This window comes from Litoreibacter roseus (assembly GCF_009811795.1).
GTDB lineage: Bacteria > Pseudomonadota > Alphaproteobacteria > Rhodobacterales > Rhodobacteraceae > Litoreibacter > Litoreibacter roseus.
This window is the reverse complement of record NZ_BLJE01000002.1, coordinates 159632-183088: the sequence shown is the minus strand read 5'-3', so window position 1 is coordinate 183088 and position 23457 is coordinate 159632. Positions and strand designations below refer to the sequence as shown.

The following is a 23457-nucleotide window of genomic DNA, read 5'->3' as shown; positions in this document are numbered from 1 at the left end:
TCGATTGAGACAAAGATGATATCTCCCAATGTGTATTTGAAATTGATGATTTGTATAATAACTATAGTCTAAATGAATATATCTCGCTCTGACCTTCCCTTGCTGGTGTCTTTGGATACGTTGCTCGCAACACGTAATGTGAGCCGCGCAGCGGAAAAACTCGGCATCAGCCAGCCTGCGCTTTCAACTCAGCTCGCGCGGTTGCGCGATCTGTTTGATGATCCGCTGCTCGTGCAATCGGGGCGGCGTATGGTCCCGACACCGCGCGCGGAGGCGCTGCAAAACCCTTTACATCAGCTGCTGTCTGACCTTGGCGCTTTGATCCGTGATGGAATTGGCTTTGACGCTGCAACGTCTGATCGTGACTTTCGGATTGCGGCCCCGGACTTCCTGCACGCTGCGATTACAACCAAAATCATGGACCGGGTCGCGACGACCGCACCTAACGTGCGCATCGCGATGATCCCCGGCGCGGACGTGTGGACAGGAATGGAAAACGACCGGATTGATCTGCTGATCACTTCGGTGGGAACGACCCCACCTGAGGCAATCGCCCAGAAGCTGTTCGATGAACGCTTTGTTGCCGTTCAGCGTAAGGATCATCCGAGAGGGACAGGGCCGCTCGACCTCGATACGTTTTGCAGTCTAACGCATGTTTTGATCGCGCTGAATGAGGCGGCCTTTCGCGGACCTGTAGATGAGCAACTTGCGAAAATGGGTCGATCTCGGCAGGTTGTGGTTTCAGCGGCTGGCTTTTTGATGGCACCCGAGGTTATCGCGCGCTCGAACCACATTGCCGTCATCCCCGAGACTGTCGCAATGCTGTTTGACCATCTGCTGGACAGAACTGCGCCACCCTTCGATCAACCCGGCTTCGCTGTTATGATGAGCCATCATCCACGCCGAAAAGGAGACATGGGACTGGATTGGTTGAAGCAACAGGTTAAAGACGCGCTGAAGCCTGACTGAAAAATTTCGCCTTGCGCAAGATGCAGCTGAAGTCTGCACAGAGCGCAAGACGTCGCGTAATCGATCAGCCCAAGCCAAGCCGCCGTTCCTCAGACTCCGTCAAGTGCTGCCAAGACGATGTCTCTGGCCTCCTCAAGACCCTGAGGGCCCGCGATGCGACAAACAGGTGTTGACTGGTCATCCAGCCATTTCTCATGTGCGGCGAGATTGCGTCCGTGAAAACCGGGGGCATTGTATCCCTTTGCCCATGCGATGAAGTCTTTGTGGATTTCAAACATGTCCCCCCCTTCATCGATCCGATTGCCGAAACGGGCTTTTTCACGCGCGCGCAGGCGCTCTATCCGTATGGGGGTCGGCTGAGTCATAAACACAATCAAGGAAGCTTGGTCGATCAGGTTTTTGCCCCATCCATGGCAAGCACCGGAAAGGACCCAACCTTCATCCCCTAGGGCCTTTGACATTGAGGCGATCCGATCCTGAAGCGCCCTTTTTGCAGAAAAAGGCGGCTCCACCGGTGCCCAATAATGGTCATCGCTGTCGATATGCGGCAATGACAATTCAGACGCAACGCTCGCACCGAGGGTCGTTGTCCCGGTGCCTGATGCTCCAAAAATATACACTCTAACTTGGGATAACCGGGACATGGGACTTAGCGCATCCTTAGGTTTCCAAGGCTCAACGAACCAAGCCTAACGGGTTGCAGATGGCACATTTTAGGGTCTCTTCGCGATGCGGTTGCAAGGCGATCCATATCGCGACACCCATTTGTCAAATGGACGCGCGCGCCTGAAATCATGGCGTTTTGCTCGTTGCAGTGTTGATCCACTCGGCAATCGTTTGGATCACTCCGTCTTGGTATGCTTTACGCCCGGCCAAGGCGAACCTGATCTGTGCCATCAAAGACCATTGGTCCGGAAGTTGGTAGTTGTAGTGTTGGGCATCCAGCAGCGAATGGGTTGCCTGGGGGATCAATTGAATTGCATTGCGCGGATGGTCCCCACCAATAAGGTCACGATATACAGAAACCGTCTCTTGCGGATCCACGTTCAGGTCCTCTGCACCCATAAGAACAAGGAGCGGCAGCGTCAGCAGGTCAATGTCCGCGCGCGCGTCTTCGGCGCGGTTTTGGCGGATGAAATGGAACCGGTCTTTCGAAGGGATATCCGCCGCACGGCGTCCTGCAGCCCGCTCTGCGCGTACAAAATCCTGATATGATCCGCCGCCACCGAACCAGTGCTGGTTGTCGACGGCCTGTCGATCCAGCTCTGCCGCGATGCTCTCAGCGGGCTTCCCTTCCAATGATAGTCGCACGGATGTGAAATAGCGCTCCTGATCCTGCCAGTTTATAGCTGCCCCAATAAGGATCATGAAGTCCGCGCCGTCGGTCATGGACGGCACGCGTCGCAGTACCCAACCGGCCTGCGAAAAACCAAGAAGCCCAACTGATCTATCCTGTGCACCGGGTAGATTGCGGATCGCGGCAAGTGCTGCGCTGACTTCTGCTGCACGGTCCTGCATCGTCTGGTGCAGCCAGTTTCCTGTAGAGGTGCCGGTACCGGGTTTGTCCCAGCTAAACACCGAAAGTCCTGCCTCAACGAGCGCGTTGACCAACGGCAGGGCGTACCCGTCCGACCAACGGTCCTGCGCGCCGTCACCATGCACGATCAGCACAATGGGACCGCTTTCGGAGCCAGCAACAAACGTCCCGTGCAGATCGGTGTCGCCGTTCTTGAAAGAGATGTCGCGCTTCGGGGCAGATGGCACGTCAAAGTCGCCAACACCCGATATAATGAGCGTCGCGCCGACAACGAACACGAAGACCAAAGCGACTGCGCCAAGCATCCGGAAAATACGCCGCATCATCGCGCAAGATCATCGGAGAGGGCACGATTGATGAAGGAGAGCAGCATGTCCCTTTCCCGCTTGCCGGGCCGTTTGCCACCAAGGCCCAGTCTTACGGCGAATGCCTCAATGGTATCGATGACCATTCCGGCCATCTCATGATGCCGTTTTGCGTCCGCATGGCTCGGTTTGGGCTCGCCCAAAGCTATCGCATCCGTCAGACAACTTACGAGCATGTCGCGGGTGCCGCTGAACAGCCCGCCGATGGCAGGATTGCGCAGCGCCTCTGATGTGATTTCGATGGTCAGGACGGCCGAGATAGGCTCCGCGCAATAGGTGAAATACGCCGTCACGAAGGTTTCGACCGCGCGCCGGCGGTGCGTGCAGGCGGCGACCGCCTCGATTATTTCGGTCACTCCTTCCTTTTCCATCTTCGCGATTTCCGCGATAAGATCGTCGCGACCGGGAAAGTGATTGTAGAGATTGCCGATGCTGACCCCGGCCTGGGCCGCGATGTCACGCATGCTGGTCCGCGCGATCCCTTTTTCGGCGAAGCATTTGATAGCGGCATCCATCAGCAATTTCTGGCGAGCTTCCGATGCCAGCTCCCGCCTGCCTTTCTTCGCATCGGCGTCATCCATGTTGACCTCCCATCAAATCAACAAATAATGAACGAACGTTCGTTCATTGATTCGTAACATAGCCCGATAGGAGAGGAAAGCCTGTATGACCATTGAAACCTTGAGTGGGTTGTTCGAGATGTCTCAGTTCATGACCGTCGTCGGCCTGATATTTGTCATCAATATGGGGCTGACACTGGCTGAGGTGATCCTCGACCTGACGACCCGCAAAGAACGCCGCTGGAAAGATACGGCGGCCAACTGCGCCATCTTCGTGGTGGCGCAGATTCTGGAAGCGACCGCAATCGCCACAATCGGGTTTTTTGGATTGCTTCCGTTCTACTGGCTTACGCCATGGGAAATGCCCATGACATGGTGGTCTTGGGCGCTCGCCTTCTTGGCCGCTGACTTCACATATTATTGGATGCACCGGATCGAGCACGAGCGGCGCGTCCTTTGGGCCAGCCACAGTGTCCACCACTCATCTCAGGACTATAACCTTACCGTCGGTTTCAGGCTGAGTTGGGTTGAAGGATTTTTCGAATGGATGTTCCTCATCCCGATGATACTGATCGGGTTCAACCCTTTTCAGGCCATCATCAGCATCGTGCTTATCGCGCAGTACCAGCACTGGATCCACACGGAACACGTCTCCAAGCTGGGTTGGCTCGATGAAGTGTTCAACACACCCTCGGTGCATCGCGTCCATCACGGATCGAACGGCAAATACCTCGACAAGAACTTTGGCGGTGTCCTTATGCTTTGGGACAAGCTGTTTGGTACGTTTCAGCGCGAAGAAAACGCGGTCATCTACGGTCTGACAGAGAATATCGAAAGCAACAATCCGGTCACAATCAACTTCAATGAATATCGTAATATCGCTTGCGACATGACCCGCTGCCGGACTTGGCAGGACAGGTTCTGGATCTGTTTCGGGCGGCTCTCTTGGAGGCCTGACTATTTCAAGAACCCGACGACGCTAAACACGAAGCAGGATGGTCCAACTCACGAATGCCGCGACCGTTGAAGCAATGACGGCTATCCCAGTCCTCGTCAAATCTCTGGCGGCTTCAAGCCGCAAGCAGGACGTAATCCCGGTGATCAGAACAGTGCGGAAAGGTTTCCATTCGAGGTTTCTTTATACGATCTTCGTTCTAATTAGACCGAGCATCGTATTAATAAAGGAGCCTTTATGCCACTCGTCTCAGGTTTCGCGCCACAGAACGCCCCGTCTCAAGTCAATCTGATGTTTCAAATCGGGCGCATCGTGCTTGTGTCGCTCTTTGTCCTCGGCGGTGTGGACAAGCTGCTTGATCCAAATCCGGCCCTGGCCCAGATGCGGGACGTTGGCCTGCCTATGGCAGAAATTCTCATTTGGCCCACCATCGCGGTCGAACTGGGTCTGGGGCTCCTTGTCGCCGCAGGTGGTTGGCTCGCAGGGGGGCGGTTCGTCGCCATCGCAGCACTCGCGCTCATCGCACACACCGCTGCAGTGAACGTACTGTTCCACGATTTCTGGACGATGGAGGGCGCGCAGGCGCGGCTTGAACTGTCACTGTTCTTCAAAAATGTTGCGGTCGCGGGTGCGTTGGCGATGGTGGCCGGCCTGTACCTTGCGCGAAGGAATGGAGCGTGACACATGGGACAGACGCAGGCGAAGCGCGTGATAACACGGTCGACCAACGGTCGGATGCTGAGTGCCTTGCGGCGGCGATCCGTATTCTGCTCCATGCGTTGACGATACGCTCCCAAGATACGCAAGGCGATGGCCGCATCGCCTTCTCGGGAACTGAACTGGCCAGGCTCGGCCACCGTCTTGATCATCCCGGCTTGATGAGCCGCGATATCGCGGCGTTTTTCGGTCTCACCCCCACGACCGTCCAGTCATTGCTTGATCGCCTGGTTCGGCGCGACTTGGTCAAATGCGGCAAACATGCTGACTTTGGCCGTGCTGTCGCGCTGTCCCTTACGGCGAAGGGTAAACAACTTGTCCAAGCGATCCGCAAACAAGATGTCGTCAATTGCGCGGGAGTTCGATCGCTGAATACATCACGGCATTCAGCCGAACCTTTTTGACAGGCGACGCCCATCGGGGAGAGCAAGCACACAGAGGCGACGAATGAATGGCGGTCTCGTCCCGTGAAGTTGCAGCCCAGCGTATCCCTGAACCTCGTCAAAGTGGTGTGATACTTTGAATAGGTTCGACGCTCGATCAAAGATCGACGTTTGGCTCAGTAAAACATTGAAAGTCGACGGGGATAAGGCGCCGCTGCTTGCATTGCGTTATCCCAGAAAGCAGTCTTCCGGAGGGAGGGGTCCAGAATGATTGATCACATCAGCTTTGGCGTTACAGATTTTGCCCGGTCCACGGCCTTCTACGATCAGGCCTTTGCGCCTCTGGGTGTGCGGCGCCTATTTGATGTCCCCGAAGAGCAGTCTGACGGCGTGAAGGTGACCGGTTACGGCGATGATCGTCCCTGGTTCTGGCTGGCGGAAGAGAACGCCACCACTGGACTGATGCACATTGCGCTGCAGGCAAAAACCAACGCGGCGGTGGATGCATTTCATGCAGCAGCCCTTCGTGCGGGCGGGACGGACAATGGCGCGCCAGGGCTTCGTCCACATTATCATCCCGGGTACTACGCGGCCTTCGTGCTTGATCCGGACGGGCACAATATCGAAGCGGTGTGCCACACGGCACCCCCGTGATCCGCCGGGATTTGCCTTGCCTCGCAAACTCGGGCTTAACCGTCGCAGAGGAACCATGATAGGGACCATGTGTTCACATGTGACGCGCGGCTTTTTGTATCGGAGCACCCATGAGCGGATTACTGGCCCTTCTGGACGATGTCGCAGGCATCGCGAAAATCGCAGCTGCGTCGGTTGATGATGTGGTCGGTCAGGCCGCGAAGGCCGGGGCCAAGGCCGCCGGGGCCGTTATTGATGATGCAGCGGTCACGCCAAAATACGTCACGGGCTTCAAACCCGCCCGTGAGCTTCCGATTGTCTGGCGGATCGCGCGTGGCTCGCTCAAGAACAAACTGCTCTTTCTGTTGCCCATCGGACTGCTGCTGGCGAATTTTGCGCCGTGGGTGATCACGCCGCTTTTGATGCTGGGCGGGGCGTATTTGTGTTTCGAGGGGGCCGAGAAGGTCTATCACCTTTTCGCGCCGCACCATCACGATGCGGACGAGCCGGAAGGGCTGGAGAGGGACCCGGCCCATCTGGAGGAGCAGAAGGTCGCGGGCGCGATCAAGACCGATTTCATCCTGTCCGCCGAGATCATGACCATTGCCCTTTCGGAAATTCCAGAAAGCAACATCTGGATGGAAGCGGCCACCCTTGCTGCCGTCGCCATCGGGATCACTGTGATGGTCTATGGCTCTGTCGCGCTGATCGTGAAGGCGGACGACTTCGGGCTGTTTTTGTCCGCAAAAGGCCGGCTGGAAGCAACCCGCGCGTTCGGGCGCGGTATCGTCAAGGCCATGCCCGGTTTCCTGAAGGTGCTCATGACCGTCGGAACGGCGGCAATGCTGTGGGTTGGCGGATCTATCGTGATCCACGGGATGGAGGTTTTGGGCGCGACCTGGCTCTATGACACGATCCACGACGCGGCTTACGCAGTGGCCCACGGGATCGGTCAAGCGGAAGGGTTCTTTAAATGGGCCGTGACAGCCACGCTTGACGGTATCTTCGGGCTCTTGCTTGGGTTGGCTTTGATCCCGTTTGTTGGAAAGGTGATCCTGCCGGTCTGGGGCATGTTTCGCAAAGACAAGGGCACAGCTGGCAGCCATTGATGCCGCCATGTCGGCACATTCCTGACAGAAAGCAGACGCAGAACCGCCGGATTTAGTTAACAAAGTGTGAACATTGGCGACAGGCATGGGCCGACCGCCCTAGTTTTTTTGATCGGTCGGCGTGACATGAACTGGATTCAAGGGCTCACCTGGCAGGTCGAATTTCTCATGGCGCTGATCGCGACCTGGGCCCTCTATCTGTTCTTCAAGAAGCGGGACGAGCTGGGCAAGCATTCCGCCCAGAACACGGCGGCCACGCTGACCGTCGCTTTCGGAAACATGCTTGCCGCGTTGTATTTTGTCCGCGACATCAACGCATTCATGCAAGAGATCTATGCTGCGCTGGGCATCCCGACACTTCCAAGCGATACGTGGGAGGGGGTTCCATTTTTGCTGACTTGCCTGATCGGGATCGCGGCGAAGGACTTTGCGGACTACTGGAGCCATAGGATCATGCACACGCGCTGGGGTTGGCCGACCCACGCGGCACACCATTCCGACACCCATGTGAATGCTTTCAGCGTTTACCGGATCCACTTCCTTGAAATAATCGTCATGGCGCTGTCCTACATCATTCTTCTGACGTGGCTGCAGATGCCGGGGACGCTGCCGGTCGTCATCATATTCTATACGTTTATGGGCTTTTACACTCATATGGATCTGGATTTCGACCATGGGCCGTTCAGATACGTGCTGGCCTCGCCCGTATTTCACCGCTGGCACCATGCGGATGTACCGGAGGCTTACGGTAAGAACCTGGCGAACGTTCTGCCGATCTACGATGTAATTTTCGGGACTTACTACCATCCCGGTCCCTGCAAGGATGTGCCCATGGGCGCGTTGAAGACCGGTGTTCCCGACAAAAACCCCTTCCTGATCTACATCTACCCGTTCCAGGAATGGGCGCGACTGATCCGTGAGGATGGGTCGAAGCTTGTTGGTGCCTTGAGAGGTCGACCGGCGAACCCGAAGGAGGTTGTTCAAGCCTCCAAGGCTGAACAGCCCTCGGTTTCACCAGCGGAATAGGCTCAGCGGTGTTCCGCAACCGGTAACTGACAGATTGATTACCGCCAGAAGCGGCACTTTCCCTATCAATCCTGAGCCCGTAGACAGAGCCGAAAAATCATTTTGGATATGTCCGTGGCTGAAATTCCGATCAGGTCTTTCCTTGCATCGCTGGTCGCTGTTCGAAAAACTGAGACCCAGCACGAAGTTCTGCTTCTCAAGCGAACGCAGACTTTAATCGGCGAATGGTGTCAGGTCGTTGGATCTATTGAAGAAGGTGAGACCGCCTGGCAAACAGCGTTGCGTGAACTGTATGAAGAGACCGGACTGAAGCCGGATGTGTTTTATTCGGCTGATATTTGTGAGCAATTCTACGAAGCGGAACGCGATGCGGTGACCGTTGCACCCGTCTTCGTCGCGTTCATCGAAAACGCCGCCGAAGTCACACTCAATCATGAGCACAGCGCGTTTCGGTGGGTGAGCTTCAAAGAAGCTGCTGACCTTGTCGCATTTGGCGGACAGAGACGTTTACTTCGATGGATTGAAGAAGAATTCGTTGCACGAACACCGAGCAAACATCTCCTGATCGACTTCGATTGAGGTTGGCGACCTCTGTGCGTTTTCACCGCAGACAGACTTGATCAAAAAAAACCCCCGCATAACGCGGGGCTTTTCGTTTTATGGCGGTGGCGTTTACGCGAACCACCAGCGTTCGGCGAGGCGGGAGCTGTCCAACTGGAAGACATTTCCGATCTCGCCTGTGTTGGTCAGCTTCGTCGAATGCGCGTCGACATAGTTGGCGTACATCGGGATCACCGTGCCGCCCTCGGTCGACATGATCATCTGCATTTCGGTGTACATCTCGCGCCGTTTCGCGCTGTCGAGTTCCGCGCGGGCGGACAGCAGCAACTCCTGGAAGCGGGCCTGCTCCCAACCGGTGTCGTTCCATGGTACGCCGGTTTCATAGGCGGTTGAGAACATCCAGTCTTCGGTCGCGCGACCCGACCAGTAGCAGGCGCACCATGGCTTTTTCAGCCAGACATTGGACCAGTAGCCGTCGTCGGGTTCCTGCACCACATTGATGTTGATGCCGGCTCCGGCGGCGGAGGCCTGATAGAGCTGTGCCGCATCGATGGCGCCCGCAAAGGCTGCGTTGGCGGCCGAGAGGTTCACATCAAGGCTCGTGAGACCGGCTTCTTTCAAATAGAATTTTACCTTGTCGAGATCGTAGCTGTTCTGCTCCAGATCGCCAGCAAAGTACTGGTTGGCCGGGCCGATCGGATGGTCATTGGCGACGCGGCCGTGACCTTGCAGGATCTTCTGAACCAGCTCGTCGCGGTTGATCGCGTGTTTCAGGGCGCGGCGGACATTCATGTCGTTGAAGGGCTCTACCGCTACCTGCATCGGGAAGGTGTAGTGTTGGTTGCCGGTGACCTCGAAGATGTTGACCATCGGGTTGGCCTTCATCAGCGCTTCCGTCTTGAAATCAACGCGATTCACGACATCGACCTGGTTGGTCATCAGGGCATTCATCCGGGCGGATGCATCGTTGATCGCGATGAATTCGACCTCGTCAAACCAACCGGCGCTGCCATCCTTGTAGTGGCTGTCGACGCGCTTTCCGACGAATCGGACGCCCGGGTCAAAGGACTCGACGCTGTAGAGACCCGTGCCGATGCCCTTGGCGATGGCCTCTTCTATCTGACCAGCGGGATACATCAGAATATGGTAGTCCGACAGCAGGAACGGGAAGTCCGCATTACCTGCGGCCAGTGTAAACTGAACCTCGTGCTCGCCCAACTTCTTCATCTCGGTGATCGCGGACACAATGGGCTGGGCTGCGGATTTCGCGCCCTCTTCGGTGTGCATGTTGAGCGATTCCATGACGTCATCAGCGCCGAAGGCCTTGCCGTTGTGGAAGGTCACGCCCTGACGCAGCTTGAAGGTCCAGGTCTTGGCGTCTGCGGTGGCTTCCCAGCTTTCGGCCAATTCGCCTTTCAGGGTGCCATCGGCGGCGACCTCGGTTAGGCAGTCGAAAACGCAGCCATGGGCGCCAGCGATCATGAACGTATCGGAGTGGGTGCGTCCATCCCAACTGTCAGACGTGTTGGCCCCTGCCAGACCCAATCTGAGCCGACCGCCCCGTTTTGCTTGTGCCCGAACGGGCAGGCCGGTGGCTGCCAGAACACCGGCGGCGACACCGGTTTTCAGCAGATTACGTCTGGAAAATTGCGACATTTGGATAGTCTCCCTGATTATTTCTGAATTCGTGTTACGCGGTAGGCGGGGCGATTCGCTTTACATCTTATCAACTGCGGCATCCCCGATGTTATCAACTCCCCGTTCGGCCAAGAGGTTGGTCAGCCAGTCCGGGTCCATTTCCGGCACCGAACTGAGCAGTAAATCCGTGTAGGGGTGGTGTGGTGGCGTGAACATATCGGCTTTGGGACCGTGTTCGACCACCTCGCCGTCCTTCATCACGACCACCTCGTCGGCGATGGCCTTCACCGTCGCCAGATCGTGGGTGATGAACATGTAGGTCAGTTTCAACTCATCCTGCAGCTTCGCCAGAAGTTTCAAAATACCCTCGGCCACCAGCTGGTCGAGGGCCGATGTGACCTCGTCACAGATGATGAATTTTGGCTCTGCGGCCAAGGCGCGGGCGATGCCGATGCGCTGCTTCTGACCACCGGACAGTTCAGATGGCAGGCGGTCGATGAATTGTGAGGGCTCCAGTTCGATCTCGGCCAGAAGATCCTCGATCCGGCGGCGTAATTCCGTGCCGGACAGCCCCATGTAGAATTGCACCGGGCGTCCGATGATTTCGCCGATGGTCTTGCGCGGGTTCAGAGCGGTGTCGGCCATCTGGTAGATCATCTGAACCTGGCGCAATTGCATCTTGTCGCGGGTCTTGTAGCTGGGGGCCAAACGCGCACCGTCCAGAAGGATTTGACCGGACAGTGGTGGCAATAGCCCCGTGATGCAGCGGGCCGCCGTAGATTTGCCGGAGCCGGACTCGCCCACCACTGCGACGGTACGCCCTTCGTGCATATCGAAGCTGACATCGTGCAAGACTTTGACGTCGCCATAGGCCGCGGTGACGTGATCGACGCGAATGACTGGCGTGGCGCTTGTCTGAACGGCTGGCTTTGCGGGGCGTTCAAACCCGCGCACGGCCCAGAGGGATTTCGTATACTCTTCCTTCGGGTGGGACAGCATTTGGTGGGTCTCGGCCTCTTCCACCTCGTTGCCCTTGAGCAGCACTTTAATCTTGTCGGCCATCTGGGCGACGACGGCCAGGTCATGGGTGATGTAGATTGCCGCCGTGCCGAAATCGTCCACGATCTTGCGGATGGCGGCGAGAACCTCGATCTGGGTGGTCACATCAAGGGCAGTTGTCGGCTCGTCGAAGATAATGAGATCGGGGCGGCAGGACATAGCCATCGCCGTCATGGCGCGCTGAAGCTGCCCGCCCGAGACCTGATGGGGGTAGCGAAAGCCGATTTGGTCCGGATCGGGTAGACGCAGACGGCGGTACAGGTCGATCCCGTCCTCTATGCTGTCCTTACGGTTTTGGACGTTGTGCTGGGTGGGTGCTTCGATATGTTGATCGATCAGCTTGTGGGCCGGGTTAAAGCTGGCAGCGGCAGACTGGGCGACATAGGCAATTCGCTTTCCCAGAAGCGCGCGCTTTTGACTGGCGGACGCTTTGACCAGATCGGTGCCGTCAAATTCCACGGTACCGTTCGAGATGCGGATGCCGTCGCGCACAAAGCCCATTGCGGCCAGTCCAATCGTTGACTTGCCTGCGCCGGATTCCCCGATGAGGCCCAGCACCTGCCCCCGGTCGAGATCCAGATCGACGCCGTTGATGATGGGCACCCATGTCTCGTCGGATCGGCCTTCGATCTTGAGATCGCGTATCCTGAGCAGCTGGCTCATTCCTTCAGGCCCGATGATCTGTGCAGCATCCAGTCGACCACAAAATTGACGGCCACGGTCAGAAGAGCGATTGCGCCCGCCGCCAAAAGTGGTGTGACGGCGACGTTTGGGGCGAAGGCGGCAAAGTTGATGAATTGCGACAGGTCCCGCACCATGGTGCCCCAGTCGGCGAAAGGGGGTTGAATGCCCACGCCCAGAAAGCTGAGCGACGCGATGGTCAGGAAGACAAAGCAGAAGCGCAGGCCGAACTCGGCCAACAGTGGCGCGTAGGCGTTGGGCAACATCTCGCGAAACACGAGGTATCCCAGACCTTCGCCGCGCAGGCGGGCGGCCTCGATGTAGTCCATGACGACGATGCTTTGCCCAACCGCGCGAGACAGGCGGAACACACGGGTGGAGTCGATCACGGCGATGATCAGGATCATATAGAGTGTGACTTGCGTCCGTTCGCCTTGGGCGTAGGCCGTCGCGATGGTCATCAGCAACAGCGCGAAGATCAGCGCGGGAATGGCCATGAGCGCATCGACAATGCGGCTGAGCAATTGGTCAAGCCATCCGCCCAAGGTCGCGGCCAGAAACCCGAGCGAGCCGCCGAGGAAGAACGCCAGACAGGTCGTCACAAACGCGATGCCCACGGTGTTTTGCGCGCCGAAGATCAATCGGCTGAGGATATCCCGCCCGATCTGATCGGTTCCAAGAGGATAGGCTGGGTCGCCCCCCGTTGCGGGATTGCCGCCGGGGACAATGTTTGCATTGGCCAGCACCTGTTCTTGTCCGTAGGGCGCGATGGCTGCGGCGAAGATTGCAACAAAGGCATAGATCAGGATGATCAGGATGCCGAAGGCTGCAGTCAGGGGCATCCCGCGGAACAGCTTGCGGCTGCCGGTGGTGCCTACGCCCCGGCCCAGAAGCCGGAATAGAAAGGCCGCGATAGCGAAGACGATCAGCAATTGTATGGCCCAGCGGAAGAACGGGTTTTCCACAATGAAGAAGAGGTGTGCCGTTGCGCCCAAGGCCCACACGGCGAAGGCGAACCCATAGGCGACACCGAAGGTCATGTCGCGAAAATAGGGTCTATTCTTGCTCAAAACCTGTCCAATCTTCCGGAACATCCACCCGGCGACGCCGATGGCGGCCAAAGCGATCAAGGCGCGGATCCAGAACGGCTGCGCTGCATAGACGGCGGGCACCAGAAGGCCAAGACCCGAAAAAATCGCCGTGACCACCGCATCAAGTGCTGCGTTTATCGCCCCGAACACCGTGCTCATTTCGGATGCCTCAACCGGGGGTTGGACAGGATAGACAGAATATCAGCGGTGAGGTTCAAAAGAATATAGACCGCCGCAAAGATCAGGCAGCAGGCTTGGACAACGGGAATGTCACGGGTCTTCACGCTGTCCACGAACAGTTGTCCGATGCCGGGATAGACGAACACCACCTCGACAACCACAACGCCTGTCACAAGATAGGCGAGGTTCAGGGCGACGACGGTGATGATGGGGGCCATGGCGTTGGGAAGCGCGTGTTTCACGATCACCCGCATGGGGCTGAGACCTTTCAGGCGGGCCATTTCGATGTAAGGCGCGGCCAGAAGGTTGATCAGCGCGGCGCGCGTCATGCGCATCATCTGAGCGGTTACGGCGAGGGTCAGCGTCAGCGCTGGCAGCATGGTCTTGTTCAGGCGTTCGCTGAACTCCATCCCCGGAAAGATATTGCTGAGCGACGGGAAGATCGGGTTCAGCACAGCAAGAAACAGGATCAGGATATAGGCCAGAAAGAACTCGGGGCTGGAAATCGCGGACAGGGTCGAGATGTTCATGGCCTTGTCGAAGGCCGTGTTGCGATAGAGTGCGGTCAGAACACCCAGCGTGATCGAAAGCGGCACAGCGATCGCGGCGCTGACCCCGGCCAGAAAGAGTGTGTTGCTGAGGCGCGGACCGATTTGTTCCGCCACGGTAATCACATTGCCGCCGGTTGAAGCACCGGAAAAGCTTTGCATCATGGCTTGGCTGAGCGGGACACCCAGATCGCCCTGCAGCACACCGGACAGCCATTGAAAATAGCGTGTGACGGGGCTTTGGTTGAGGCCCAGCTGTTCACGAATCCCGGCGATCGCCTCTTCCGTGGCGCCCTGCCCCAGAATTGCTTGCGCGAAATCACCGGGCAGAAGGTTTACGGCAGTGAAGATGATGATCGAGACGACGACAAGGGTGACAAGGCCAAGGAGAAGGCGTTGCAAAATGATCCTTAAGAGCAATAGCACGTGTGAAGTTGGTCCCCGTCGTTGGTGGAGATCGTACGGGGTTGGTATGGCAAGTAAAGTGTTTCCGACACGCCGATGTCGGTTTTGGATGCTATAGCCCGTAATCCGCGGGGTTTTGGCGCAGCATGTTGGTGATGCGGATCAGTTCTGCCGTGATCCCCGGCTCTGACAGGGCGTGACCTGCGGCCTTGATCATATGCAGCCGCGCCTTGGACCACCCTTGAACCAGATTATAGGCCGAAACCGGTGGGCAGATAATGTCGTAGCGGCCCTGCACGATGCTGGCCGGGATATGGGCGATGGCGTCGCGGTTGGCTATGATCTGGCCGTCGCGTTCCAGAAAGCCCTTGTTCGTGAAGTAGTGGTTCTCGAGCCGGGCGAAGGCGCGCGCGTAATCTGCCGGGCTGTCGCCTGCGGGACCGTCGGAATGAAGTGCCGCCAGCGCATTCTCCCACCCGGCCCATGCGCGGGCATAGCGGGTCTCGAGTGGCAGATCGCCGGAAAAAAGCCTGCGGTGGTAGGCCGCAATCATGTCGTCGCGCTCGTCCTCGGGGATCAGATCGGTGAAGGCCTTCCAGCGTTCCGGGAAAAACCGCCCGGCGCCACCGCCATAAAACCAGTCCAGCTCGGTCTGGGTCATCAGGAACACGCCACGCAGCATCAGATAGGCCGCCCTGTCCGGATGGCTTTGCGCATAGAGCAGCGCAAGCGTCGCGCCCCAACTGCCGCCGAAGACCGCCCAGCGATCAATGCCGAAGGTTTCGCGGATATGTTCGATGTCTCGGATCAGGTGCCACGTGGTGTTGTCGCTGACGCTGGCGTGGGGTTTGGACCGTCCACATCCCCGCTGATCAAACAAAACGACGCGGTATTCGGCCGGGTCGAAATACCGGCGCATGGCAGGGCTGCATCCGCCGCCCGGACCGCCATGCAGCACGACCACGGGGATGCCATCGGGATTGCCGCATTGTTCAACATAGATGCGGTGACCGTCGCCTACATCGAGCATCCGCTGATCGAACGGGTCGATGGAGGGGTAGAGATGCGCCGCTGCGCGGTTTTGTACTGCCGATCTGTCCATGCAGTCCTATATAACTCGAGGACGCGCGCGCACCATGCCGAAAACGAAATCTACCGAAAGGTTAAGCCCGATGACCACCACAGTCGATACCGCCGAGATAGCAAAGTTTGAGGCGATGGCCGCAGAATGGTGGGATCCCAACGGTAAGTTCAAGCCTTTGCATATGCTCAACCCATGCCGGCTGGATTACATCACCCGTCAGATCGCGGCGGAGTTCGACCGGGATCTGGATGCGCCCAAACCTTTTGATGGCTTGCGCATCCTCGATATCGGGTGCGGCGGTGGTTTGCTGTCGGAACCGATGGCGCGGCTGGGGGCGGACGTGGTGGGCGCGGACGCCGCGGAGCGCAACATTCCTGTGGCGCAGGTGCATGCGGATCAATCGGGGCTCCAGATTGACTATCGCCACACAACAGCGGAGGCGCTTGCCGCGGCGGGTGAGCAGTTCGATGCGGTTCTGAATATGGAAGTGGTCGAGCACGTGGCCGATCCGCTGGCCTATCTGACGGCGTGCGCCGATCTGCTGAAGCCCGGTGGGTTGATGACGTGCTCCACCATCAATCGAAATCCCAAAAGCTTCGTCGTGGCCATTCTGGGCGCGGAATACGTGATGCGCTGGTTGCCCAAAGGGACACACGAATGGTCCAAGTTCATCACGCCCGATGAGCTGTTCGATCTGCTGTCCAAGGCGGGGTTAGAGCCTGTTGATCGCAAGGGGTTTGTCTTCAACCCTGTTGCGTGGAGTTGGTCTTTGTCCGACCGGGATCTGACGGTGAACTACGTGACGACCAGTTTGAAGCCTGCTTAGTCCTCTTGCGCCAGACGCAGGCGCAATTCGCGGAGAACAGGTAGGCTGGCGCGGACTTTGTCCTGTCCGATAGTGGTCACGATCTCGGAAATTACCGGTGCAATCGCAGCGACGGCGGCGTCCCGTGCAGATCGCCCGGCCGGGCTGATCGTCACCTGCTTGCGCCGTGCGTCGTTCCAATCGGGCGTCACATGGATGTGGCCCGCCCATTCCAGACGGCTGAGCGTGTTGGTCATAGCGCCCTTCGTCAGACTGAAGGTCTGCGCCAGCTGTGCAGGGGTTTTCGGGTCCTGCAAGCTGGCCAGATGGTTCAGAACCGAGAAATGCGACAGCTCCATCCCTTTGGGTAAAACCTTGCTCAGTCGGTTCCGTGCCAGTTGGTCGGCCATGAAGATCTCGCTGAAGAGCGAGACGGCCAATGTGTCGGAGCCTGCGGCTTTGGTGTCTGTCATAATGGCGCAGTATAACCGCGATCATGCGTAAGTGAGGGGACTTTCTGTCGCGCGGCCTCAACTTGGCTCAAATCAAGCGTCGCGTAGAGGATTTCGGGGCCGTTTTCAGCCTGTGAGAGCACGTCGCCCCATGGGGCGATGACCATGCTGTGGCCATAGGTTTTCCGGGGCTTGCCGCGCGTTGCGCTGTGCGTTCCGGTTTGCGCAGGGGCCAGAATGAAGCAACCGGTTTCGATGGCACGAGCGCGTAGGAGCGGTTCCCAATGGGCGGCGCCGGTTACGGGGGAAAAAGCGGAGGGGACAGTTATGATCTGGGCCCCGGCTTGAGCCAGATCACGGTAGAGATGGGGAAACCTGAGGTCGTAACAGATGGTTAGACCGATGGTGCCGATGTCCGTACGGGCGAGCGTGGCGGAGGTGCCGGGTCGGTAGCCTTTCGATTCGTGATAAGCCTCGGTTTCCGAGATGTTCACGTCGAACATATGGATCTTGTCGTAGTGGGCTGTGATCCTGCCGGACGGATCAATCAGAAAGCTACGGTTTGCAAAGCGCCCGTCCGGGTCATCTGTTTTCAACGCGAGGGACCCGATCAGAAGCCAGATGCCGTGGCGGGCCGCTTCGGCCTGCAACGCCTTGAGCGTTGGATCGTCCGCCTGAGGGCGCAGCACCTGCATCTGATGGGTGCGGCTGGTCGAGACGCAGTTGGTGACTTCAGGCGTCAGAATGAAGGTCGCGCCCGCCTTTGCGGCCTGGTCGATTTGCCCCGTGACCATGCCTAGGTTTTCAGCCGGGTCGTCGGAGGAACAGATCTGAAGCAGAGCGACTTTCAAGGACTATGCTGCCAGCATCGGGTCCAGCTTGCCCGCGCGGTCTAGCTCATAGAGGTCATCACAGCCGCCCACGTGTTCGCCGTTGATAAAGATCTGCGGCACGGTGCGCCCGCCATTGGCGCGCTGGATCATCTCGGCCTTCTTATCGGGCTGGCGAGAGACGTCGGTTTCCGTGAACGATACGTCTTTCTGGATCAGCAGCCGTTTGGCCGCATGGCAAAAGCCGCATAGGGGGGATGTGTAGATTTCGATCTGAGCCATCTGGACTTCCAAACTTGTGACGGGTTGATGCTTTATCTAGGCGTCCTTGCCCACCCGCGCCAGTGTCACGATATCAACGTTGCGTGCGCCGGCCTCTTTACACGCCTCGGCGCAGGCGGCCAGTGTCGCACCAGATGTCATCACGTCATCGACAAGCAGGATGGATTTGCCAGCAAGCGGATCGGGCAGCTTCGGATTGGTCGTGATCACGCCACTTAGGATCTGAAAACGATCATCCTTGGTTTTCCCGTCCAGCGTCTCGGTCGCCGTTTTCCGGTTGAGCGCGTTTGGTAGGCAGTCGAACCCCGTCAAATCTGCAAGGCGCTGGGCCAGAAGGGTCGACTGATTGTAGCGCCGCCTGAGATAGCGCAGCCAGTGCAGCGGCACCGGAACGATCAGCGTGTCATCGGCCAGCTGTGGCAGACGGGCGGCCATCCATGCGGCGGCGGGCCGGGCCAGTTCCGTGCGGTCGCCATGTTTGAGTGACAGGACCAGCTTGCGCCCGTTGCCTGTGTAGTTGAGCGCCGACCATCCGCGGGACCAGGATCGCGCGATCTGCATGCAATCGTCGCAGGTCAGATCGGGCGCGGCTTCGCTTCCAGGCAGGGACGCGCCACACGTGCAGCAGGTGGCCCCGCTGATGAAGGACGTGTCGCGCCAGCAGGGGCCGCACAGGGCGAAATCCTCCTCCACCAAGGCGTTGCATGTGATGCAATGGGCCGGGTAGATCAGCCGGAGCGCAGTTTGAAATCTCACGAAACACTCCTAAATTGCGTGGTCTTGAAGCATCCCGGGCAGAACATGGCAGAACAGCAGGCTCTCTTTGATCGTCAGGCCGTCCAACGGGGGCGTGCCAGAGCCGTAAAACAGGGGCCCGCGTTGTTTCTGCACGAGGATGCGCTTTTCGAAGTTCAGGAAAGACTGATCGACGTTAACAGGGCGTTTACGAAGATCGCGATTGTGACGGGTTTTCCCGGTTTCTGGGCGGATGCGTTCCCGACCGCCACCGTTGTCCCCGACGCGGACGTTTTGAATCTCGACGCTGCGGCCCATGATCTGGTGATCCATGCCATGTGCCTGCACAGTGCCAATGATCCGGTGGGCCAGCTTGTGCAATGTCGCCGCGCCTTGATGGCCGATGGGCTGTGTCTTGTGGCGATGCTGGGCGGGCAAACCCTTGTGGAGTTGCGCCAGGCGCTGGGTGCCGCCGAGATTGCGGTGACGGACGGGCTGTCGCCCCGTGTGGCACCCATGGCCGAGATCCGCGATCTTGGCGCTTTGTTGCAGCGGGCGGGCTTTGCTCTGCCGGTTGCCGACAGCACGCCGCGTACGGTGTCCTACCGCTCTGTCCTGCATCTGATGCGGGATCTCAGGGCGATGGGCGAGGCCAATCCGCTGGACGCCCGGCAGAAAAACTTTTCCAAACGCGATCTGTTTGCAGAGGCCGCGCGTATCTATGAGGACATATTCACATTGCCCGATGGCACAGTGCGCGCGACATTTGAGATGATCTTTCTGACCGGATGGGCGCCCGATGCCAGCCAGCAGAAACCACTTCGCCCCGGATCGGCCTTGACCCGACTGGCGGATGTATTGAACACGACCGAGTTGGGCGCGGACGCAAAACCGGTTAGAGGGACTGAGGACCAGAGAAGATGAACATGATGTCGATGACCCAGCCCGCCCACGCGCCCGCCGATCACCCGAAAGTCAAATTCGGCAAGGTTGGTGTGCTTCTCGCCAATCTTGGTACGCCGGATGACTACACCTATTGGCCCATGCGGCGCTATCTGGGGGAGTTTCTGTCCGACAAACGGGTCGTTGATTACAGCCCGTGGATCTGGCAGCCGCTTCTCCAGTTGATCATCCTGACCAAGCGTCCGTTTTCCAGCGGTGCGGCGTATAAGAGCATCTGGAACGAGGATCAGGGCGAAAGCCCTTTGCTGACAATCACCAAGGATCAGACGGCGAAGATCACTGCGCGGATGAAGGAAAAATACGGCGAGCGGATCGAGGTCGATTTTTGCATGCGCTACGGCAATCCGTCGACCAAGTCCAAGGTGCGCCAGATGGTCGAACGGGGCTGTGACCGGATCGTGTTTTTCCCGCTCTATCCGCATTATGCCGGGGCCACGTCCGCAACGGCCAATGACCAGTTGTTCCGGGCGTTGATGGAAGAAAAGTGGCAGCCATCGGTGCGAACCGTTCCTGCGTATTTCGAAAACGCCGGTTATATTGATGCTTTGGCTCAGTCGATCGAGACGGCTTATGCCAAGATCGAGGATCGTCCGGACATTCTGGTGTGTTCCTACCATGGCGTGCCGAAGCGCTACCTGATGGAAGGGGATCCCTACCATTGTCAGTGTCAGAAGACGACGCGGCTTTTGAAGGAGCGTCTGGGTTGGGCGGACACCGAGATCACCACGACGTTCCAGTCGCGGTTTGGGCCTGAAGAATGGCTGAAGCCCTACACGGTCGAAGAGGTCGCGCGTCTGGCCGAAGAGGGTAAAAAGAAGATCGCTGTCTGCGCGCCCGCGTTTTCCGCCGATTGCATCGAAACGCTAGAAGAGATCAACGAAGAGATCAAAGAGAGCTTCGAGGAAGCGGGAGGGGAGCAGTTCACCTACATCCCCTGCCTGAACGATGACGACGCGCACATAAGCGCATTATCGCTTATTATTGATGATAATCTGAAAGGTTGGCTTGACTAAATGCTGTCAAGCCGCCCTTCAGCTTACTGGAACTCCGTCGAAAAACTTCTGATCGACGCGAACGCGGATGCGCCCATTTTCGAGTGATTTAACAAAAATACCTTGAATCAGAACACAACTTCCCAACATCACAGTCCGTAACATTGCATCTGCCTCCCAACTAGATACGGAGCAGTTTACAAATGTTTCACACAACAGCTAGCGGTTTTTCGCTCTTGCCTGCTATTTGAGCGAGATGCCCGAATTAAAGCAGATCCCTCAGAATCGGGATCAGCGGCACATCCGCGGGCGGCATGGGGTAATCGCGTAAATCGCGGGCATATGCCCATTTCAGGACCTGCCCTTCGCGGGGTTGGGGGGTGCCCTCCCACTTTCGACACACAAAAAGCGGCATCAGCAGATGAAACTCATCGTAGCTGTGACTGGCGAAAGTCAGAGGGGACAGGCAGCTTTCCCACGTGTCGATGCCCAATTCTTCCTGTAATTCGCGAATCAGGGCGTGTTCGGGTGTCTCGCCCGGTTCAATCTTTCCGCCGGGAAATTCCCACAGTCCTGCCATGGATTTTCCCTCGGGCCGCTGGGCCAGAAGAATGCGCCCGTCCGGATCAACAAGGGCCACAGCTGCGACAAGGACGGTTTTCACGACCGGTAATCCGCGTTGATCGAGATGTAGCCATGGGTGAGGTCGCAGGTCCAGATTGTTGCAGAACCGCCACTGAGGCCCAAGTCGACGCGGATCGTGATGTTCGTGTTTTTCATGTAGTCGGCCGCGGCGGCCTCGCTGTATTCGGGGGATACCCAGCCCTGCTCGGCGACCAGAAGGTCACCGAACCGGATGGACAGACGGTCGCGGTCGGCCTCGGCCCCAGATTTTCCGACGGCCATGACGACCCGCCCCCAATTCGGGTCTTCCCCCGCAATAGCGGTTTTCACCAGCGGCGAGTTTGCGACGGATTTGGCGACCTTGTGGGCGTCCTGATCTGAGGCGGCACCGGTTACCTGGACGGTTACGAATTTCGATGCGCCCTCCCCGTCGCGGACGACCTGGTGTGCAAGATCGGTCATGACGGTGCGCAGGCCCTCGCAAAACTGCGCGGCGGCCTCGCTATCTAAGTCCGTTATCTTGGCCATCTCCGCCTTGCCGGTCGCGGCCATTAACAGGGTATCCGAGGTAGAGGTGTCGCTGTCGACTGTGATGCAGTTGAATGTCGTCTCGTTCAAGCGCGACAGACTGGCCTGAAGAACTTGCTGGCTGATTTTTGCATCAGTGAAGATATAGACCAGCATCGTGGCCATATCAGGCTCTATCATGCCCGAACCCTTGGCGATGCCCGCGATTGATACGGTCGCGCCGCCGACGGTGATCTGGGCGGAAGAGCCCTTGGCGAAAGTGTCCGTGGTCCGGATCGCCTCTGCCGCGTCTGCAATGCGATCTTCTGATAGACCGCTTTTCAACGCATCAAGGGATGCTGTGAACAAATCAGTTGGCAGTGGTTCCCCGATGACCCCGGTTGAGGCGGAATAAACATGGGTTTGGGGGATGCCCAACAGGTCGCCCACGGCGCTGGTGATCCGGTTGACTGCTTCGGTCCCGTGTTTGCCGGTGAAGGCGTTGGCATTCCCGGCGTTGACGAGAAACGCAAAGCCCGCCTTCGGATCGTCAACCCGTCCCAGCTTGTCCTGACAATCCAGAACTGGCGCGGCGCGGGTGGCAGATTTCGTGAACACGCCTGCCACCGTCGCCCCGGCACAGATATCGGCCAGCATGACGTCCGTGCGACCTTGGTACTTCAACCCTGCCGCAACAGCAGAGAACCGGATACCCTCAATCGCGGGCATATCAGGAAAGCCGCCAGCCGGAGCCAGCGGCGACACGTGTTCTATCTTTGCCAAGGGGTGACCTTCCGCGCAGAGTTAGTTTTCGATCAGATCTTCGTTCTGGATCGTGGCCGGATCAATCTCAACCTCGGCGCGGGTCACCTCGGCGCTTTCAGTGATATCCGTGATCGCCTGTTCAACCGCTTCGGACCGCAACGTGCGCTCAATCTCGTCTCGGACGGCTTCCAGTTCCGGCGCATTTGTCGGTCTGCTTTCGTTTAGCTTGACCAGATGCCAACCGAACTGGGTCTGAACCGGGTCCGAGATCTGACCTTCCTCCAAAGCGATGACGGCCGCCTCGAATTCAGGGACCATCTGGCCTTTACCGAACCACCCCAGGCTGCCGCCTTCAGGTCCGCTGGGTCCGCTCGATTTTTCTTTTGCGACTTCCGCGAAATCAGCGCCGCCCTCGATCTCTTCCTTCAGGGCCGCAGCCTCTTCTTCTGTCTCAACCAGAATGTGAGAGGCGTTGAACTCGGGCTCCGGCTCGAAATTTTCGAACTGTTTGTCATAGGCCGCTTGGATCTCTTCCTCGGAGATATCGGCGGTGCCGACCTTTGCCAGCATTTCACCGGCCATAAAGGCGCGCATTTCATTTTCGCGGGCCAGTTCAATGGATCTGGTCGTGTCTTTCTCGATTTCTTGTGCCAGCGCGGTCTGCTGGATCAATTGCTCCAGAATACCTTCGAACAGCACACTGTCCTCAAGCTGTTGGTACTGGTCCGGCAGGCGCTTTTTAAGCGCGATCATGTGGCCCAGTGTAATGTCTGTGCCGTTGACGGTTGCCATGACGGTATCGGATTCTTGCGCCTTGACTGGCATCGCCACCGTGACGGCCAGACCAGTTGCACGCAGAAGTGTTGAAAATTTGCCCATAATAACCTGTCTCCTAAGGGGCTGCACAGGCGCGCAGCGTTGACACTATTCGAGCCGCCCCTTACATCGCCAAGGTCTGGGACGCCACTCGTCTTGGTCACCGAAATATGACGCGGTGACAG

General features: G+C 58.0%; 26 protein-coding genes. 11 read left to right on the top strand and 15 right to left on the bottom strand.

Features of this window, described 5'->3' with window-relative positions; all coding sequences use genetic code 11:
• Window positions 1-72 precede the first annotated feature (72 nt).
• Window positions 73-969, top strand: coding sequence for a LysR family transcriptional regulator (locus KIN_RS07900; RefSeq protein ID WP_159805773.1), 897 nt, complete (start codon window positions 73-75; stop codon window positions 967-969).
• A gap of 89 nt (window positions 970-1058) precedes the next feature.
• On the opposite strand, the gene KIN_RS07895 is transcribed toward KIN_RS07900, so the two are convergent.
• From KIN_RS07895 to KIN_RS07885, 3 genes are all read right to left on the bottom strand, one after another.
• Entirely contained in the window at window positions 1059-1613 is a 555-nt protein-coding gene (locus KIN_RS07895; RefSeq protein ID WP_159805771.1) for a P-loop NTPase family protein, read from the bottom strand.
• A gap of 148 nt (window positions 1614-1761) precedes the next feature.
• Window positions 1762-2832 (bottom strand): alpha/beta hydrolase family protein, encoded by a 1071-nt coding sequence (locus KIN_RS07890; RefSeq protein WP_159805769.1) that lies wholly within the window; start codon window positions 2830-2832, stop codon window positions 1762-1764.
• Window positions 2829-3452 carry a TetR/AcrR family transcriptional regulator gene (locus tag KIN_RS07885; protein ID WP_159805767.1) on the bottom strand — a complete coding sequence of 208 codons (624 nt, stop codon included), beginning with the start codon at window positions 3450-3452 and terminating at the stop codon, window positions 2829-2831. The genes KIN_RS07890 and KIN_RS07885 overlap by 4 nt, the downstream gene beginning before the upstream one ends.
• 85 nt (window positions 3453-3537) lie before the next feature.
• Here KIN_RS07885 and KIN_RS07880 point away from each other — a divergent pair, with 85 nt between their 5' ends.
• The 7 genes from KIN_RS07880 (at window position 3538) to KIN_RS07850 (ending at window position 8833) form a co-directional block, all read left to right on the top strand.
• Window positions 3538-4458 (top strand): sterol desaturase family protein, encoded by a 921-nt coding sequence (locus tag KIN_RS07880; RefSeq protein WP_159805765.1) that lies wholly within the window; start codon window positions 3538-3540, stop codon window positions 4456-4458.
• A 165-nt stretch (window positions 4459-4623) separates the two neighbouring features.
• Complete coding sequence (locus KIN_RS07875; protein WP_159805763.1) at window positions 4624-5067, top strand: DoxX family protein; 444 nt, start codon at window positions 4624-4626, stop codon at window positions 5065-5067.
• Window positions 5064-5507 (top strand): MarR family winged helix-turn-helix transcriptional regulator, encoded by a 444-nt coding sequence (locus KIN_RS07870; RefSeq protein ID WP_159805761.1) that lies wholly within the window; start codon window positions 5064-5066, stop codon window positions 5505-5507. The genes KIN_RS07875 and KIN_RS07870 overlap by 4 nt, the downstream gene beginning before the upstream one ends.
• Window positions 5508-5753: 246 nt before the next feature.
• On the top strand, window positions 5754-6140 hold the full coding sequence (locus KIN_RS07865) for a VOC family protein (protein ID WP_159805760.1): 387 nt from the start codon (window positions 5754-5756) through the stop codon (window positions 6138-6140).
• A 110-nt stretch (window positions 6141-6250) separates the two neighbouring features.
• On the top strand, window positions 6251-7228 hold the full coding sequence (locus KIN_RS07860) for a DUF808 domain-containing protein (RefSeq protein WP_159805758.1): 978 nt from the start codon (window positions 6251-6253) through the stop codon (window positions 7226-7228).
• 126 nt (window positions 7229-7354) lie between these two features.
• Window positions 7355-8254: a sterol desaturase family protein gene (locus KIN_RS07855; RefSeq protein ID WP_159805756.1), complete on the top strand. Its 900-nt coding sequence runs from the start codon at window positions 7355-7357 to the stop codon at window positions 8252-8254.
• Window positions 8255-8368: 114 nt separating this feature from the next.
• Window positions 8369-8833, top strand: coding sequence for an NUDIX hydrolase (locus KIN_RS07850; RefSeq protein WP_159805754.1), 465 nt, complete (start codon window positions 8369-8371; stop codon window positions 8831-8833).
• Window positions 8834-8926: 93 nt separating this feature from the next.
• Here the strand turns inward: KIN_RS07850 and KIN_RS07845 are convergent, their stop codons facing one another.
• The 5 genes from KIN_RS07845 to pip form a co-directional block, all read right to left on the bottom strand.
• Window positions 8927-10471 carry an ABC transporter substrate-binding protein gene (locus KIN_RS07845; protein ID WP_159805753.1) on the bottom strand — a complete coding sequence of 515 codons (1545 nt, stop codon included), beginning with the start codon at window positions 10469-10471 and terminating at the stop codon, window positions 8927-8929.
• A 60-nt stretch (window positions 10472-10531) separates the two neighbouring features.
• Window positions 10532-12175, bottom strand: a complete 1644-nt coding sequence (locus tag KIN_RS07840; protein ID WP_159805751.1) for an ABC transporter ATP-binding protein — start codon at window positions 12173-12175, stop codon at window positions 10532-10534.
• Complete coding sequence (locus KIN_RS07835; protein ID WP_159807897.1) at window positions 12172-13287, bottom strand: ABC transporter permease; 1116 nt, start codon at window positions 13285-13287, stop codon at window positions 12172-12174. The genes KIN_RS07840 and KIN_RS07835 overlap by 4 nt, the downstream gene beginning before the upstream one ends.
• A gap of 152 nt (window positions 13288-13439) precedes the next feature.
• Window positions 13440-14438 (bottom strand): ABC transporter permease, encoded by a 999-nt coding sequence (locus KIN_RS07830; RefSeq protein ID WP_159805749.1) that lies wholly within the window; start codon window positions 14436-14438, stop codon window positions 13440-13442.
• Window positions 14439-14529: 91 nt separating this feature from the next.
• Window positions 14530-15519 (bottom strand): prolyl aminopeptidase, encoded by a 990-nt coding sequence (gene pip, locus KIN_RS07825; RefSeq protein WP_159805747.1) that lies wholly within the window; start codon window positions 15517-15519, stop codon window positions 14530-14532.
• A gap of 70 nt (window positions 15520-15589) precedes the next feature.
• Here pip and ubiG point away from each other — a divergent pair, with 70 nt between their 5' ends.
• Window positions 15590-16327 carry a bifunctional 2-polyprenyl-6-hydroxyphenol methylase/3-demethylubiquinol 3-O-methyltransferase UbiG gene (ubiG, locus tag KIN_RS07820; protein WP_159805745.1) on the top strand — a complete coding sequence of 246 codons (738 nt, stop codon included), beginning with the start codon at window positions 15590-15592 and terminating at the stop codon, window positions 16325-16327.
• Here ubiG and KIN_RS07815 read toward each other — a convergent pair.
• Genes KIN_RS07815 through KIN_RS07800 form a run of 4 tightly spaced genes read right to left on the bottom strand, consistent with a single transcriptional unit; the run spans window position 16324 to window position 18626 of the window.
• Window positions 16324-16779 carry a MarR family winged helix-turn-helix transcriptional regulator gene (locus KIN_RS07815; protein ID WP_159805743.1) on the bottom strand — a complete coding sequence of 152 codons (456 nt, stop codon included), beginning with the start codon at window positions 16777-16779 and terminating at the stop codon, window positions 16324-16326. The two genes, ubiG and KIN_RS07815, sit on opposite strands and share 4 nt — an antisense overlap.
• On the bottom strand, window positions 16776-17609 hold the full coding sequence (locus KIN_RS07810) for a carbon-nitrogen hydrolase family protein (protein WP_159805741.1): 834 nt from the start codon (window positions 17607-17609) through the stop codon (window positions 16776-16778). The genes KIN_RS07815 and KIN_RS07810 overlap by 4 nt, the downstream gene beginning before the upstream one ends.
• 3 nt (window positions 17610-17612) lie before the next feature.
• Window positions 17613-17870, bottom strand: a complete 258-nt coding sequence (gene grxC, locus KIN_RS07805) for a glutaredoxin 3 (RefSeq protein ID WP_159805739.1) — start codon at window positions 17868-17870, stop codon at window positions 17613-17615.
• Between the two features lie 36 nt (window positions 17871-17906).
• The gene (locus tag KIN_RS07800; protein ID WP_243144863.1) at window positions 17907-18626 is read right to left on the bottom strand and encodes a double zinc ribbon domain-containing protein; all 720 of its coding nucleotides are present in this window, start codon (window positions 18624-18626) and stop codon (window positions 17907-17909) included.
• Between the two features lie 45 nt (window positions 18627-18671).
• Here KIN_RS07800 and KIN_RS07795 point away from each other — a divergent pair, with 45 nt between their 5' ends.
• Window positions 18672-19529: an SAM-dependent methyltransferase gene (locus KIN_RS07795; RefSeq protein WP_159805737.1), complete on the top strand. Its 858-nt coding sequence runs from the start codon at window positions 18672-18674 to the stop codon at window positions 19527-19529.
• Window positions 19530-19531: 2 nt separating this feature from the next.
• Window positions 19532-20581, top strand: a complete 1050-nt coding sequence (gene hemH / locus KIN_RS07790; protein WP_159807893.1) for a ferrochelatase — start codon at window positions 19532-19534, stop codon at window positions 20579-20581.
• A gap of 244 nt (window positions 20582-20825) precedes the next feature.
• On the opposite strand, the gene mutT is transcribed toward hemH, so the two are convergent.
• From mutT to KIN_RS07775, 3 genes are read right to left on the bottom strand one after another with little or no spacing between them, the layout of a single operon-like run.
• On the bottom strand, window positions 20826-21224 hold the full coding sequence (mutT, locus tag KIN_RS07785; RefSeq protein ID WP_159805735.1) for an 8-oxo-dGTP diphosphatase MutT: 399 nt from the start codon (window positions 21222-21224) through the stop codon (window positions 20826-20828).
• Window positions 21221-22474, bottom strand: coding sequence for a bifunctional glutamate N-acetyltransferase/amino-acid acetyltransferase ArgJ (argJ, locus tag KIN_RS07780; RefSeq protein WP_159805733.1), 1254 nt, complete (start codon window positions 22472-22474; stop codon window positions 21221-21223). Before argJ ends, mutT begins: the two co-directional genes overlap by 4 nt.
• A 21-nt stretch (window positions 22475-22495) precedes the next feature.
• The gene (locus KIN_RS07775; RefSeq protein WP_159805731.1) at window positions 22496-23335 is read right to left on the bottom strand and encodes a peptidylprolyl isomerase; all 840 of its coding nucleotides are present in this window, start codon (window positions 23333-23335) and stop codon (window positions 22496-22498) included.
• Between the last annotated feature and the right edge of the window lie 122 nt (window positions 23336-23457).